The following is a 13533-nucleotide window of genomic DNA, read 5'->3' as shown; positions in this document are numbered from 1 at the left end:
TTAAGCACACGCAGAGCAAGCACGGGACTTATTCGCACCTTCCTTAGATTACATCAAGTGGCACGCCTTAGCACATAGCACCTTTACCAAGGATAGGCGTCGCCATAAAAAAACGGGCACTGGGCCCGTTTCGCACAACCATAATGAACGACTTAGATGCGGATACCGCCGTCTATTTCGAACACGCGACCGTTTACATAGTCGTTTTCGATGATGAACTTAACGGTAGAGGCGATTTCGCTTGCCTGGCCCAGACGTCCAACTGGCACCATCTTCTCCAGACGCTCAAGTGCCTCAGGCTTCATGGCCGCCGTCATCTCAGTCTCGATAACACCCGGCGCCACCGCGGCGCTACGGATATTGTAGCGTGCCAGCTCTTTGGCCCAGCCCACAGACATAGCTGCAACGCCCGCCTTAGAGGCCGCGTAGTTGGTCTGGCCAATGTTACCCGCCTTCGCCAGGCTAGAGATGTTAACGATAACACCCTGCTGCTTAGAAGTGATCATCGCCGCTGCGGCTTCGCGTCCGCAGAGGAAAGAGCCCGTCAGGTTAACATTGATCACCGCCTGGAACTGCGCCAGCGACATGCGATCTGTTACCTCACCCTCTTTGGCCTTCACCAGCATGCCGTCGAGCAGAATCCCCGCGTTGTTAACCAGCACGTTAACCTGGCCGAAATCTTCGAGGATATAACCGAAACCGGCAACCACATCTTCTTCATCGGTAATGTCGAAGGCGTAACCTTGCACCTCAGTGGTATCGCCGATGTCGGCACAGGCGCGCTCTAGCTTCTCCTGATCCACATCGATAAGTGCCAGCTTGGCACCCGCAGCGGCAAGTTCTTGGGCCATCGCAAAACCTAAACCACCGGCACCACCTGTGATGACAACAACCTTATCTTTTAAATCCATCAACTTACCCTTTTTTATTAAACTGCTCAAAAATACTGGAGAAATCACGCTTACCATTGCCCTGACGGGCATGATTCACGTACAGGCTACGGGCCAAGGCGCCCATTGGGGTGCTCGAGTTAGAGAGCAAGGCCGCCTCCTGGGACAGACCTAAGTCTTTCACCATAAGATCAACCATGAATCCACCCTGGTAACCATTTGATGATGGCACGTTTTCCATCACATCTGGACAAGGATTATATTTATCTAGCGTCCAATTACCACCACTACTGACCTTCATGATCTCAGAGAGCACCTTAGGGTCCAGTCCATGGTCGATCCCCATCTGAATCGACTCGCTGGTGCCGACCATGAGTACAGACAAGAGCATGTTGTTACAGATCTTGGCTACCTGACCGGCGCCCGGGCCGCCTGCGTGGAAGATATTGGCGCCCATAACATTCAGCACGCCTTGGGCCTGCTCGAAGGCGGTATCGCTGCCGCCACAGATGAAGGTCAGGGTACCAGCCGCCGCACCGGCTGTGCCGCCCGATACTGGCGCATCGATAAACTCGAGTCCCTTGGCCTTGGCCTGCTCGGCGACAAAACGCGCGCTCTCGGCGTCTATGGTAGAACAGTCGATTAGCAGGGTGCCGTCGGCTACCACATCTATGATGCCTTTGTTCTGCTCATCTCCCAGATAGAGACTGCGCACATGCTTGCCCGCAGGCAACATGGTGATCACCACATCGGCCGCCGCCGCTGCCGCGCAGGCACTCGGCGCCTGCATGGCGCCCTCCTCAACCACATGGCTCAGGGCCGCCTGAGAGAGGTCGAAGGCCTTAACCGTGTAGCCAGCCTTCACCAGGTTGACCGCCATCGGGCCCCCCATGTTACCTAATCCGATAAATGCAACTGTATTCATGTTTTGCTCCTTTTCCTCAGGCTTTGCCTGAAAAATTATTGGCCTAAGGTACGCAGTGGATCGTTTTGCGGATCCCATGGCGAGGTCATCAGTGACTTGACCATCTCTTGTGGAACGGCTTCGACGGTGTCATACAGCCACTGGGGCTGACGGTCCTTATCGATAAGCAGTGCCCTCACCCCTTCGGCAAAGTCACCGATTGAGCAGCAGTTACAGCTCAGTCCCAACTCCAACTGGAAGACCTGACTCAGGCTCAGCTCAGTGCCAAGTAGCGACTGCTGATACACCAGATGCAGACTCAGCGGGCTGCCGGCCAGCATGGTGCTTAGGGCGCGTGAAAGCCAAGGCTCGGCGTCTTCAACCGCCTTCACTCTGGTCATTATCTCATTGAGTTCACCGTCCATCAGGGCATCGATCTCGGCTTGATGCTGCTCGAGGATACTCTCCCCCATCGGCTGGGCGCAGCGGCTCGACATCGCCTCAAGCAGCGCGTTGAGCTTGCCGTGATTGGCGCAAACATCGCTCTCCCAGTCGATGCTTGAAAGCGCATCGAACAGCGGCTGCTTGTCACTTGAATTCAGGTAGTGATTACCCAGGCCAACATAGAAGGCGTCGGCGCCATCCATATTATAGGCGGTCATGCCCAGGAAACGGCCCATATGGCCAGGCATACGGTTGAGAAAGTAACTGCCGCCCACATCGGGATAGAGGCCTATGGTCACCTCTGGCATGGCGATACGAGAACGCTCGGTCACCACGCGGTGACTGGCACCGGCCATCAGGCCGAGACCGCCGCCCATGACTATGCCATCACCCCACACAAGCACTGGCTTGTCGAAGGTATGCAGCAGATGATCGAGGAAATACTCTCGGGTAAAGAAGTCCTGAGTCACCTCGGGGATCTCGCCCGGCAGCTCACGGGCAGCCTGATAGAGGGCGCGTACATCGCCGCCGGCGCAGAAGGCCTTCTCACCCGCACCGTCAAGGACCACCATGGCGATGGCGTCATCGTCGGCCCAGGCTGTGAGCTGAGTAGTCAGCGCGCGCACCATCTCCATGTTGAGGGCGTTAAGTGCCTTCTCCATGTTGAGGGTGGCCACGCCCACCAGCTTACCCGATAAGGTCCCTAAGGTCTGAAAGACCACACTATTAGTCTGCTCAGTCATTAGCGGTTCTTCCAGTTTGCTTTGCGCTTCTCCAGGAAGGCATTAACCCCTTCGGCCTGATCTTCGGTATCGAACAGGCCCACAAACAGCTCACGCTCTAGTGGCAGCGCCTGAGTGCGCGGCATGGCGCGGCCCGATTGGATCAGCTGCTTACACACGGTCACGCTGCTTGGGCTCTGGTTAGCCACCTTCTCGGCCAGCGCCATGGCGGTATCAAGGGCTGCTCCCTTGTCGACTACCTCTTCGATGAGACCAATACTCAGCGCCTTGTCGGCGCCTACACGCTCGCCGCAGAGGATCATGCGCTTGGCCCAGCCTTCGCCCACCAGGGCCGTCAGGTTCTGGGTACCGCCGGCACATGGCAGCAGGCCGACGGTGGCTTCTGGCAGTGCCATCACGGCCTGAGCCTCGGCGATACGGATATCACAGGCCAGTGCAACTTCCAGGCCACCGCCCATGGCGTAGCCGTTGATGGCGGCGATAGAGACGCCGCGGAAACCACTCAAGGCCTCGAAGGCCTCACCGAAATGCTTCGCCATGGTGGCAGCGTTACCCTTGTCGCCGTCGGCAAACAGCTTGAGATCGGCGCCGGCGCTGAAAAATTTCTCGCCTTCGCCGGTCAGTACCAGGGCGTAGATCTCCTTGTTCGCGTTCAGCTCAGTCACCTTCTGCTTAAGCAGCGCCAGGCTGTCGGCCGTCCAGGTGTTAGCCGGTGGGTTGTTCATGGTCAGTACGGCGGTATGGCCGATGATCTGTTCAACTATCGCTGTCATCTCTCTTCTCCCTGACTATAAGATTTGGCTGGCGTTTTCGTCGAGTAGACGACGGGCAATGATGAGACGCATGATCTCGTTGGTGCCCTCTAGGATCTGGTGCACGCGCACGTCGCGGAAATGACGCTCCAGCGGATATTCGCGGATATAGCCATAGCCGCCGTGTAGCTGCAGCGCGCTGTCACACACGTTAAAGCCCACGTCGGTGGCAAAGCGTTTCGCCATGGCGCAGTAGGCGGTCGCCTCTGGGTCGCCAGAGTCGAGTTTAAAGGCAGCTAGGCGCACCATCTGACGGGCGGCGACCAATTCTGTCGCCATGTCGGCCAGTTTGAATTGCAGCGCCTGGAAGGCGGCGATTGGCTTACCAAACTGCTGACGCTCGTTCATATATTGCTGGGCGCGCTCCAGCGCCGCCTGGGCTGTACCCACAGAGCAGGTGGCGATGTTGATACGACCGCCGTCTAGGCCCTTCATGGCGAAAGTAAAGCCCTGGCCCTCTTCACCCAGTAGGTTAGTCACAGGCACACGCACCTTGTCGAAGGTGATCTCGCGGGTCGGCTGGGCGTTCCAGCCCATCTTATCCTCCGCCTTACCGTAGGTGATCCCTGCGGCATCGGCCGGAATGGCGATGGCCGAGATCCCCTTAGGACCGGCGTCGCCGGTGCGGCACATGACGACCAATAGCTCGGTAGAGCCTGCGCCCGAGATAAACATCTTGGCGCCTGAGATCACATACTCATCGCCTTCACGTACCGCCTTGGTCTTGAGTGACGCCGCGTCACTACCCGCACCCGACTCAGTCAGACAGTATGAGGCCAGCTTGTTACCTGTGGTCAGCGCCTCAGACCATTCGTCGCGCAGGGTCTGAGAACCGAAGCTTGTCACCATCCAGGTGGCCATGTTGTGAATGGTCAGCATGGCGGTTGTCGCGGTACAGCCCATGGCGAGCTGCTCGAAAATAATGGATGAATCCAGACGTGACAGGCCCATGCCACCTTCCGACTCGGGCGAGTAGAGCGAGCAGAAACCCAGCTCACCGGCTTTTTGGATCACGTCTTTAGGAAAATGATGTTCTTCGTCCCACTTGGCGGCAAAGGGTGCCAGCTCTTCCTGGGCGAATTGGGTAGCCAGTTCGGCGAACTGACGCTGGTCTTCATTCAGATTAAAATCCATCTGATCTCTCCTTTCGCGCCTTTGTATTTGCCTTGGGCCTTTTTATTTGGCTCCAGTACCCGGCTTATTTATGGCGGCGCTTAACTTATTGAAGGCTAGTAATGATAAAAGCGATTCGGCCCCGGCCTTATCGCTTTTACCTTGCAAGGTCTCTTGCTATCCCTTATTTCAGGGCAATCGTCATGTTAGGCGCATGGTGCTCCGCCTCGACGATATCTGTCTCGAACCAACGAGCGGTAATAGTCTTGGTCTCTGTGTAGAAGCGCACCGCCTGCTTACCATAGGCGTGTTGATCGCCGTAGAAGCTGCCCTTCCAACCTGTGAACGAGAAGAATGGCAGTGGCACAGGAATAGGCACGTTGATCCCTACCTGACCCACTTCGATGTTGTGTTGATACTTACGGGCCGCGGCGCCGCAAGCGGTGAAGATAGAGGTACCGTTACCATATGGGCTGTTGTTGACCAGCTCGATCGCCTCTTCCAGCGACTCGACTTCCATGCAGCAGAGTACAGGGCCGAAGATCTCTTCCTTGTAGATGCTCATGTCGGTGGTCACATTGGTAAACATGGTTGGGCCAACCCAGTTGCCATTTTCATAGCCTTCGACGGTGAAATCGCTACCGTCCAGCAGACACTCGGCGCCCTCTTCCTTACCCTGGGCAATCAACTTAAGCACACGCTCCTTGGCGGCCGGGCTGATAACTGGGCCATAGGCCGCGTCTTTATCGTCCCATACGCCGGGTCTAACCTTGGCGATGGCGTCACGCAGCTCAGGGATCCACTTCTTGGCTTCACCGACAAATACCGCTACCGACAGGGCCATACAGCGCTGACCGGCCGCGCCCACAGAGGCGCCCACCAGGTTGTTGATCACCTGCTGCTTGTTGGCATCCGGCATGATGACGCAGTGGTTCTTGGCGCCAGCAAAGGCCTGAACGCGCTTGAGGTTGTCGGTACCTGTCTTATAGATGTACTGACCCACGCCCACAGAGCCGACGAAAGAGATCGCCTTGATATCCTGATGGCTAAGCAGCACGTCTACCGCCGTCTTGTCGCCATGTACCAGCTGCAGTACGCCCTTAGGCGCGCCGGCTTCTTCGAACAGCTCAACCAGACGCTGTGGCGTCAGCGGATCTTGCTCAGATGGCTTAAGCACGAAGGTGTTACCACAGGCGATCGCCAATGGGAACATCCACAGTGGGATCATCGCAGGGAAGTTAAACGGCGTAATACCGGCGCACACCCCCAGCGGTTGGGTATAGCTATAGGTGTCTATGCTGCGGGCCACGTTTTCAACGGTTTCACCCATGATCAGGCTGGCGATATTACAGGCATGCTCTGCCACCTCGATACCGCGCCATACATCGCCCTTGGCATCTTCGAAGGTCTTACCGGTTTCCTGGGCCAGGATGGTGGCAATCTCATCGTGATGCAGCTTTAATAGGTGCTGGTAACGGAACATGACGCGCGCACGCTCAGACACAGGCACCTCTTTCCAGGTAGCAAAGGCTTGCTTGGCGCTGGCGATCGCGGTTTCAACTTCTTCTACCGTAGCGGCGTTGATGGTGGCAATCACCTCGTTGTTCGCCGGATTGGTGACAGAGATCTGTTGCTGGCCGCTACCTAAAATAAACTGACCGTCGATGTAATGTTTTACTTGAGTTGTCATATCGCTTTCCTAAATACGTCTAACAGGCCTGGGCGTCTGCCACTACCTGATGATCTGCTATGTAAGTGACAGCAAAAAACTCACATAATCATGGGTGAATGCATAGGCTCGCGTGGCGAGCCTAAATAAGGGAATTACACTTCGATAGCCATGGCCGTGGCTTCACCACCGCCGATACAGAGCGAGGCTACACCGCGCTTAAGACCTCTGGCCTTCAGGGCGTGGATAAGCGTCACCAGTACGCGGGCACCCGAGCAGCCGATAGGATGGCCAAGTGCACAGGCGCCGCCATTGACGTTGACCTTAGCCTCATCCAGGCCAAGTTCAGAGATGGCAAGCATGGTGACCATGGCGAAGGCTTCGTTGATCTCAAACAGATCCACATCATCTTTCGACCAGTTCACCTTATCCAGCAGCTTGTTCATGGCACCCACTGGCGCAGTAGTGAACATAGAAGGCTCTTGTGAATGGGTAGTATGGCCCTTGATAGTGGCCAGTACTTCTAGACCGCGCTTGCTCGCCTCGTCTGCACTCATCAGCATCAGCACCGCTGCGCCATCTGAGATAGAGCTTGAGTTGGCAGCTGTGATGGTGCCATCTTTGGCAAAAGCGGGACGCAGAGTTGGGATCTTCTCGGGTCTGGCGTTACCTGGCTGCTCGTCGGTATCGACAACAAGATCGCCTTTACGGCTGGCCACGGTAACCGGCACTATCTCGTCCTTGAAGGCGCCAGACTCGATGGCGGCGTTAGCTTTTTGCAGCGAGCTCAGGGCGAAGTTGTCCATCGCCTCACGGGTAATACCAAAATCATCGGCCGTCTTCTGGGCAAAGGTGCCCATGGCGCCGCCTGTGTAAGCATCTTCCAGACCATCGAGGAACATGTGATCCAGCACCTTGCCATGACCCATGCGCATGCCGCCGCGCGCCTTATCTAACAGGTAAGGCGCCTGGCTCATGCTCTCCATTCCACCGGCGATCACGACATCGGCGCTACCGGCCTTGATCAGGTCGTGAGCCAGCATGACTGTCTTCATGCCTGAACCACACACCTTGTTGACTGTGGTCGCGCCTACAGACAGGGGAAGATCCGCACCTAAGGTTGCCTGACGCGCCGGCGCCTGACCCAGGCCTGCCGGTAATACGCAGCCCATCAAGACTTCGTTGACATCGCCGCCCTGAACACCGGCGGCGTCCATGAGTCCCTTGATCGCCGTGGCGGCGAGTGTCGGTGACGGCACGCTGGAAAGGGATCCCTGGAATCCGCCCATTGGGGTGCGTTTTGCCGCGACAATCACGATTTCTTGGTTAGTTTGCTCTGTACTCATCTTCCGCTCCATTCAAGGTACTTATGCGCTTACATCACACGTTTCCCCTTGGGAAGCGTGATCATGTTCAAATAATATCACTGTGACGTTTACGCGAACGTAAAGCAAGTATTAACTGGTCGAATTTCACTAACTTTAGTCTAATGTCTTGTCAGGCTGAATTTACAGCTTGGCGACAAGATGCTGTTTTTGGTGGTGTGCGCAACAAGGGGAATAGGCTAGCCTGCTGCAGCAAAACATGAGTAAAGCGATTAAAAACAATAAGTAATGGATAGAAAAGGCAAGATGAAGCACTTTTTAGCAAGACATAAGTGACTATTTACTGGTAAAAATAAGGTTAAAAATATAAGGCTATCAGCCTACTAGTTTCACATGGACGGGACGACTTATGACTCCAATACCTAAGACATCAGTACCTAAGACATCAGTACCTACAACACCAGAACCAATAAGAACAAATACCCCTACAGCCCTGGGAAAATGCCTTTCCCTCTGCGTCTGCCTGCTGATGACCCTCACCCAGGCATGGGCCGAGATGCCAGCTAACGCAGACGTCACAGCAAGTGGCAGTGCCATCATCGCGGGATACGAATATAGCCATGACTCGCGCGAGTTTAAGGCGCCAAGGCGCTACATGGTCTCCCTGCCCGAAGGCTACCATGGCAACACGCGGCACTACCCCGTGCTCTATGTGGTGGATGCCGACTTTCAATTTCAACATGTATCGTCCCTGGCACTGCATCTGGCGCGCATGGGCAAAATAGCGCCCATGATAGTGGTGGGCATCGCCAATCAAGGCCAGAGCGATTATCTCTACGCCACCACCTGGAAGAGCGACGAGGGCGAGGCCTTTGGCGGCGCAGACACCTTCTATCGCTATCTGACCAAGGAGCTAGTGCCCACTATTGACAAGCAGTTTCGCACTAATCCCCACAAGGCGCTGGCCGGCTACTCGCTGGGCGGCCTCTTCACCCTCTATGCCATGACACAAGTAAACAGCCCCTTCGATGCCTATCTGGCCATGAGTCCGAGCGTTTGGTATGACAAGATGCACTATATCGAGTTACTCAAGCAGCGCTTGCAGAAAGCGTCCATCGAGGCGCCGCTGTTCTTGACCCTGGCTAATGAGCAGGAGATGGGGGTCGATGAACTGGTGAGTTCACTCAAAGGCTATGACGAGCAAAAGATCCACTGGCAGTTTAAGCAGTACCCGAGCGAAAATCACTTCACCACCGCCCTGCCCGCACTCAATGACGGCCTGCTGTTTTTATCACCCGATTACAGCCTGGATGGCAGTGATATGCTGGCCCTTGGCGACTACCGCGCCGTGCTGGATTATTTTGCCAAGCGCAAGGCAAACTGGGCCGGCTTTCACATCGAGTGGCTGCAGGCCTATCAGTTTGGCAAGTATCTGTTCTGGTCAAAGCAACTCGATAAACTCGATGGGATCTTAGCGGCGGTAAAGCAGGAATTTCCCGACTCGCTCACCATAGTGACAGTGCAGGTGGCCAAGGGCTTTAACGTTAAGGGCGACGGTGCGCGGGCCAAGGCCCTGCTGGACAGTGTTGCTAAAGAGGGCGAAGCCTCACCCTACTGGCACAGGGAGATGAGTCTCTATTACCAATCTCAAGGAGATGAGGCAAACGCGCAGCGGCACCAACAAAAAGCCTTGGCGCTGGCTGAGCAGTATCGCCTCAACACCTGGGAGTTATGGGAGCTGCAATAGTGGCTTTGCCTTTAAACTAGAGACATAAGGCTCACACCATCAAACAGCAGTGGCTGACCGAAACCGCGCAGCCCTGCCTTGGTGGCGATAACGGCATCCTCTTCACCACAGAGGATCAGCGGATACTCGGCCAGAGAAGCGGCCTCAAGCAGGCAAGCTGCCCTGACGCTGAGTGCTACGCCGCCATCGCTCAGATCGCTATGGGGCAGAAATTGATAGGGCAGCAGCCCCATACCATTCAAATCGCTCAGCCCCAGATGATTCTCATCGCCGCACAGGGGAGCACAGGCGATGCTTGGCGTCATCACCATGGCGCCGGCGCTGAGCCCGATTAAGATCCCGCCGCGATTGAGATATTCGGCAAACTCCGCCATCAGGCCGCGTTTCTGCACCTGAGCCAGAAATTGAAAGGTATCGCCGCCGGCAAGGTGAATCGCCTGACAATTGAGTAATCTATCCAGCCCCATCTGGGTATAGCCCTGCTCGAGATCCAGATAATGGCTAAGCGCCATGCCTAAGCGGGCATACTGCGCCTGAGCCCCAAGGTAGTAGCTTTGCTCCGGCTCATGGCCCGAGGCCAGATAACCCAGGCTAGTGCTCTTATTAGCACCTTGGTTGAGCACAGAGGGACCAAGAACAGAGGGACCGAGCACAGAGGTTATCGCCGCCTGGCTTGCCGCGCTGTTAAGATCGCTGATCAGCACCATAGTCACAGTTTCGTCTCCTTGTGAGGCTTGCCTTCCCAAGCAAATGTTCTGCTTAATTCTCAAAAAAGGCCTAGTTAAGTATTTGTCTTAGCCTTGATACTGACGCTTGATTGCCACCACCTCGACCTTATAACTCTCATACCAGGCCTCGCGGCCAAGTTGCTGGGCGATTCTATGTTCGCTGTCTTGTTTCCAGGCCAGAATATCGGCCTCGCTGCGCCAGTAGGAGATGGCAATCTCCTGCTCACCTTCGGTAACGGCAACGAAGTCCTGGCAGTGGTACTTATCCATCGCCAACTGCCGCATCTTGGCGGCCATCTCGGCATATCTAGTATCTAAAGTGGCCACCTTGGCCCGAAAAATCACGGCAAACATCTTGCTTCCTCAAGAGGTTAAATTGGAAAGATTGTGGTCTTTACAGCTGCTGGAATTGACGCGCCATTGCCTGGATCTGCTTGAGCCCCAGGCCATGCTGGTTACGCTCGGCGCACAGCGCCTGATGCGCCGCATCCTGCGGGTCGCCAATCAGCAAAATACGCACCTGATAGCCCATCGCCTTGGCGGCGGCCTCATAGGCCATAAACTCCCAGTGGGCCATGTTGGTGTTATCGCAGATCACCACGGGCTCCTGGCGCGACAAGGCCTGAATGAAACCGGTTAGGTTAAGCTGATGATACTCAGACAACTTACTGGCATCGAAGCGATACTCGCCCGCGATGATGAAACGATCGTCGGTAGAGAAATAGCCGCGACGACGAATCGCGTCACCGTCGGGGCGAGCGGTAATGAAGCCATCGACCCAGTGACTCTTACCGCTCCCCGGCAGGCCGCGCATGATGATCGCCAGCCGGCTGTTGAGACTGTCCGCCGCAGTTGCAGCGTCTTGTGTCAGCGCTTCTGCCCCGAGGTCACCGAGGTCACACTCAAAATGGCTCACGCCTTGACCTCAAACCTTAACTCACGCCTTAATTCATGCCTTAACTTACACATTAGCGGCGCCAGATAAGGGCTGATCGCCAATCACCTCGCCTGCGAGGATCTGCTCCACCAGTTGCGGCACTATCTCGCTGGCCTTGCCTTGCAGGTGATACTGGAACTGGCTGTGGCGATCCGCTGGCACCAGGTTAACCTCTACCGTCTGGGCGCCATGATGATTGGCGGTGTCGACGAAGCCCGCCGCCGGATAGACTGTGCCCGAGGTGCCGATGGCGATAAAGAGATCGCAGGTATCCAGCGCATGCTGTATGCGATCTAAGCCTATGGGCATCTCGCCAAACCAAACTACGTGGGGGCGCAAGCGCTGGGCGGGAATGCAGCAGGTACAGGTATGGTTGACCCCAAAGTGATCGGTCAACAGAAAGGTCTGATGAGAGCGCGGGCAGCGTCCCTTGGTCAGTTCACCATGCATATGCAGCAGACGACGAGAACCTGCACGTTCATGCAGGTCGTCGATATTTTGCGTTACCACCAACAGCTGGCCATCGAACTCCTGCTCGAGCCTCGCCAGCGCCATATGGGCGGCATTGGGTTCTATCTTGCCATTGTGAAGCTGTTGCCAGCGCTCGTTATAGAAGCGCTCCACCATTTCCGGGTCGCGGGCGTAACCTTCGGGCGTCGCCACGTCCTCGATTTTATGCTCTTCCCAAAGCCCATCTTGATCCCTAAAGGTTCTCAAACCAGATTCCGCTGAGATCCCCGCCCCAGTTAACACTACGATCTGCCGATACATCCCTCTTCCTTATTTTTATGCTTTTGCGGGTCGCTATCGCCCACAGGATACAGGTTGACCAGATTTCATCCTGCCAGAGTTGCCGCCGTTAGGCTATTAGGCATTAGTCTCAATAACATTACAAAAAGTACGCGTTAAATTCAGCCTAAATCACACAGGTAGGGCCAATTTAGAACAAATTTCTGCCGATGCGAACAATATGCAAGATCAAAGGTTTAAGTTTTCAAATTCACCCCCTATAATGGTTCTCAACATCAACTACTGAACCACTATTGGCATTGCTAATGGTTCTTCAATCCAGAGATTAATAATGACAGATGGAAATCAAGCGCTAAAGAAAGCGGGATTAAAGGTCACCTTACCACGAGTCAAGATCCTCGAGCTGATGCAGGAGCCCGAAAACCAGCATATCAGTGCAGAAGAACTATATAAGAAATTGCTCGATATTGGCGAAGAGATTGGACTGGCCACGGTATACCGTGTACTGAACCAGTTCGATGACGCGGGTATCGTCACCCGTCACCATTTCGAAAGCGGCAAGGCGGTATTTGAGCTGGCCTCGACCCACCATCATGATCATCTGGTGTGCCTCTCGTGTGGCAAGGTTATTGAGTTTTCTGACGAAGTGATCGAGAGACGCCAGGACGAGATCGCCATGAAGCACAACATCAAGCTGACCAACCACAGCCTATACCTCTACGGTGTCTGCACCAACGACGAGTGCGACCACGGCGACGAATAATTCGTTGTTAAACAGCCAATAAAGAAAAACCAGCATCAAGCTGGTTTTTTTGTTTCTTTTTTTGTATCTAAGGTTTATCTCTGGCGAGGACTAACGCCTTCATCACAACACCTTAGCCAAACCGTATCACAACACCTTGTGAAATACGTTCACCTTGTGGCCCATGAACTTGCTGCGCTCACGCTCACTCATCCCCAGCTTACGCGCCACCCCTTCGGATCCCTTGTTGCCCAGCAGAATGAGCGCTATCGCCTCATCTATGCCGTGATCTTTAAAACGTGACAACGCCGCAAGTCCTGCCTCGCTGCCAATCCCCTTGCCCCAATATTCAGGCAGATAACGATAACCCAGCTCCACCTCATCAAACTCTTTGATGTAAGTAGGGCCGCAGAAGCCTATCACCTTGTTGTCAGCCTTGTGCTCTACCGCCCAGCGACCATAGCCACGCTCTCGATAGTTTTTCAGCAGCACATTTTCCAAAATATCCTCTGCCTGCGAACGACAGGTCATGGGCGCGCCGGGAATATAGGTCAGCACCTCGGGAATGCTATTGAGCAGAAATAGACTCTCCACATCCTTGGCCTCGAATCGACGTAAAATCAGCCTCTCTGTTTCTGCGATGAACATCTGTCACTCCTTTCTTTTCCCCCATCCAGCCCTTCAATATACCCACTACAGAGTAAATTAGGAAGTCTTAATCTAAGTTCA

The 13533-nt window shown here is 55.0% G+C and carries 14 protein-coding genes; 2 read left to right on the top strand and 12 right to left on the bottom strand.

What is annotated here, in order from left to right; all coding sequences use genetic code 11:
- Nucleotides 1-152: 152 nt before the first annotated feature.
- The 7 genes from AYI87_RS01045 to AYI87_RS01015 all read right to left on the bottom strand — a co-directional run bounded on the left by AYI87_RS01045 (nt 153) and on the right by AYI87_RS01015 (nt 7921).
- Nucleotides 153-911 (bottom strand): SDR family oxidoreductase, encoded by a 759-nt coding sequence (locus AYI87_RS01045; RefSeq protein WP_011865472.1) that lies wholly within the window; start codon nt 909-911, stop codon nt 153-155.
- A gap of 4 nt (nt 912-915) precedes the next feature.
- On the bottom strand, nt 916-1815 hold the full coding sequence (gene mmsB, locus AYI87_RS01040) for a 3-hydroxyisobutyrate dehydrogenase (protein WP_144198853.1): 900 nt from the start codon (nt 1813-1815) through the stop codon (nt 916-918).
- A 35-nt stretch (nt 1816-1850) separates the two neighbouring features.
- Nucleotides 1851-2981 carry an enoyl-CoA hydratase/isomerase family protein gene (locus tag AYI87_RS01035; protein WP_144198851.1) on the bottom strand — a complete coding sequence of 377 codons (1131 nt, stop codon included), beginning with the start codon at nt 2979-2981 and terminating at the stop codon, nt 1851-1853.
- Entirely contained in the window at nt 2981-3754 is a 774-nt protein-coding gene (locus AYI87_RS01030) for an enoyl-CoA hydratase (protein WP_144198849.1), read from the bottom strand. The genes AYI87_RS01035 and AYI87_RS01030 overlap by 1 nt, the downstream gene beginning before the upstream one ends.
- A 15-nt stretch (nt 3755-3769) precedes the next feature.
- Nucleotides 3770-4927: an acyl-CoA dehydrogenase family protein gene (locus AYI87_RS01025; RefSeq protein WP_144198847.1), complete on the bottom strand. Its 1158-nt coding sequence runs from the start codon at nt 4925-4927 to the stop codon at nt 3770-3772.
- Nucleotides 4928-5090: 163 nt separating this feature from the next.
- On the bottom strand, nt 5091-6596 hold the full coding sequence (locus AYI87_RS01020; protein ID WP_144198845.1) for a CoA-acylating methylmalonate-semialdehyde dehydrogenase: 1506 nt from the start codon (nt 6594-6596) through the stop codon (nt 5091-5093).
- A 134-nt stretch (nt 6597-6730) separates the two neighbouring features.
- Nucleotides 6731-7921 carry a thiolase family protein gene (locus AYI87_RS01015; RefSeq protein ID WP_144198843.1) on the bottom strand — a complete coding sequence of 397 codons (1191 nt, stop codon included), beginning with the start codon at nt 7919-7921 and terminating at the stop codon, nt 6731-6733.
- A gap of 388 nt (nt 7922-8309) precedes the next feature.
- Here AYI87_RS01015 and AYI87_RS01010 point away from each other — a divergent pair, with 388 nt between their 5' ends.
- Nucleotides 8310-9647 (top strand): alpha/beta hydrolase, encoded by a 1338-nt coding sequence (locus AYI87_RS01010; protein WP_144198841.1) that lies wholly within the window; start codon nt 8310-8312, stop codon nt 9645-9647.
- Between the two features lie 11 nt (nt 9648-9658).
- Here the strand turns inward: AYI87_RS01010 and AYI87_RS01005 are convergent, their stop codons facing one another.
- From AYI87_RS01005 to cobB, 4 genes are all read right to left on the bottom strand, one after another.
- Nucleotides 9659-10354, bottom strand: coding sequence for a peptidase E (locus tag AYI87_RS01005; RefSeq protein ID WP_260865056.1), 696 nt, complete (start codon nt 10352-10354; stop codon nt 9659-9661).
- Between the two features lie 87 nt (nt 10355-10441).
- Nucleotides 10442-10729, bottom strand: a complete 288-nt coding sequence (locus tag AYI87_RS01000) for an antibiotic biosynthesis monooxygenase family protein (protein WP_144198837.1) — start codon at nt 10727-10729, stop codon at nt 10442-10444.
- A 40-nt stretch (nt 10730-10769) separates the two neighbouring features.
- The gene (locus AYI87_RS00995; protein ID WP_186300543.1) at nt 10770-11189 is read right to left on the bottom strand and encodes an AAA family ATPase; all 420 of its coding nucleotides are present in this window, start codon (nt 11187-11189) and stop codon (nt 10770-10772) included.
- A 147-nt stretch (nt 11190-11336) separates the two neighbouring features.
- Nucleotides 11337-12083, bottom strand: a complete 747-nt coding sequence (gene cobB, locus AYI87_RS00990) for a Sir2 family NAD+-dependent deacetylase (RefSeq protein WP_144198833.1) — start codon at nt 12081-12083, stop codon at nt 11337-11339.
- A 310-nt stretch (nt 12084-12393) separates the two neighbouring features.
- Between cobB and fur the strand changes: the two genes are divergently transcribed.
- Nucleotides 12394-12825: a ferric iron uptake transcriptional regulator gene (gene fur, locus AYI87_RS00985; protein ID WP_144198831.1), complete on the top strand. Its 432-nt coding sequence runs from the start codon at nt 12394-12396 to the stop codon at nt 12823-12825.
- A 126-nt stretch (nt 12826-12951) separates the two neighbouring features.
- Here the strand turns inward: fur and AYI87_RS00980 are convergent, their stop codons facing one another.
- Nucleotides 12952-13452 (bottom strand): GNAT family N-acetyltransferase, encoded by a 501-nt coding sequence (locus tag AYI87_RS00980; protein WP_144198829.1) that lies wholly within the window; start codon nt 13450-13452, stop codon nt 12952-12954.
- Nucleotides 13453-13533 lie beyond the last annotated feature (81 nt).

It is taken from the genome of Shewanella sp. KCT (genome assembly GCF_007636505.1).
Classification (GTDB): Bacteria; Pseudomonadota; Gammaproteobacteria; order Enterobacterales; family Shewanellaceae; genus Shewanella; species Shewanella halotolerans.
The sequence above is the reverse complement of the archived record's forward strand: the minus strand, read 5'-3'. Positions and strand labels throughout refer to the sequence as shown.

Coding starts and splice junctions, on each gene's coding strand:
- AYI87_RS01045 (WP_011865472.1), bottom strand. CDS start 911: ATGGATTTAAAAGATAAGGTTGTTGTCATCACAGGTGGTGCCGGTGGT.
- mmsB (WP_144198853.1), bottom strand. CDS start 1,815: ATGAATACAGTTGCATTTATCGGATTAGGTAACATGGGGGGCCCGATG.
- AYI87_RS01035 (WP_144198851.1), bottom strand. CDS start 2,981: ATGACTGAGCAGACTAATAGTGTGGTCTTTCAGACCTTAGGGACCTTA.
- AYI87_RS01030 (WP_144198849.1), bottom strand. CDS start 3,754: ATGACAGCGATAGTTGAACAGATCATCGGCCATACCGCCGTACTGACC.
- AYI87_RS01025 (WP_144198847.1), bottom strand. CDS start 4,927: ATGGATTTTAATCTGAATGAAGACCAGCGTCAGTTCGCCGAACTGGCT.
- AYI87_RS01020 (WP_144198845.1), bottom strand. CDS start 6,596: ATGACAACTCAAGTAAAACATTACATCGACGGTCAGTTTATTTTAGGT.
- AYI87_RS01015 (WP_144198843.1), bottom strand. CDS start 7,921: ATGAGTACAGAGCAAACTAACCAAGAAATCGTGATTGTCGCGGCAAAA.
- AYI87_RS01010 (WP_144198841.1), top strand. CDS start 8,310: ATGACTCCAATACCTAAGACATCAGTACCTAAGACATCAGTACCTACA.
- AYI87_RS01005 (WP_260865056.1), bottom strand. CDS start 10,354: ATGGTGCTGATCAGCGATCTTAACAGCGCGGCAAGCCAGGCGGCGATA.
- AYI87_RS01000 (WP_144198837.1), bottom strand. CDS start 10,729: ATGTTTGCCGTGATTTTTCGGGCCAAGGTGGCCACTTTAGATACTAGA.
- AYI87_RS00995 (WP_186300543.1), bottom strand. CDS start 11,189: ATGCGCGGCCTGCCGGGGAGCGGTAAGAGTCACTGGGTCGATGGCTTC.
- cobB (WP_144198833.1), bottom strand. CDS start 12,083: ATGTATCGGCAGATCGTAGTGTTAACTGGGGCGGGGATCTCAGCGGAA.
- fur (WP_144198831.1), top strand. CDS start 12,394: ATGACAGATGGAAATCAAGCGCTAAAGAAAGCGGGATTAAAGGTCACC.
- AYI87_RS00980 (WP_144198829.1), bottom strand. CDS start 13,452: ATGTTCATCGCAGAAACAGAGAGGCTGATTTTACGTCGATTCGAGGCC.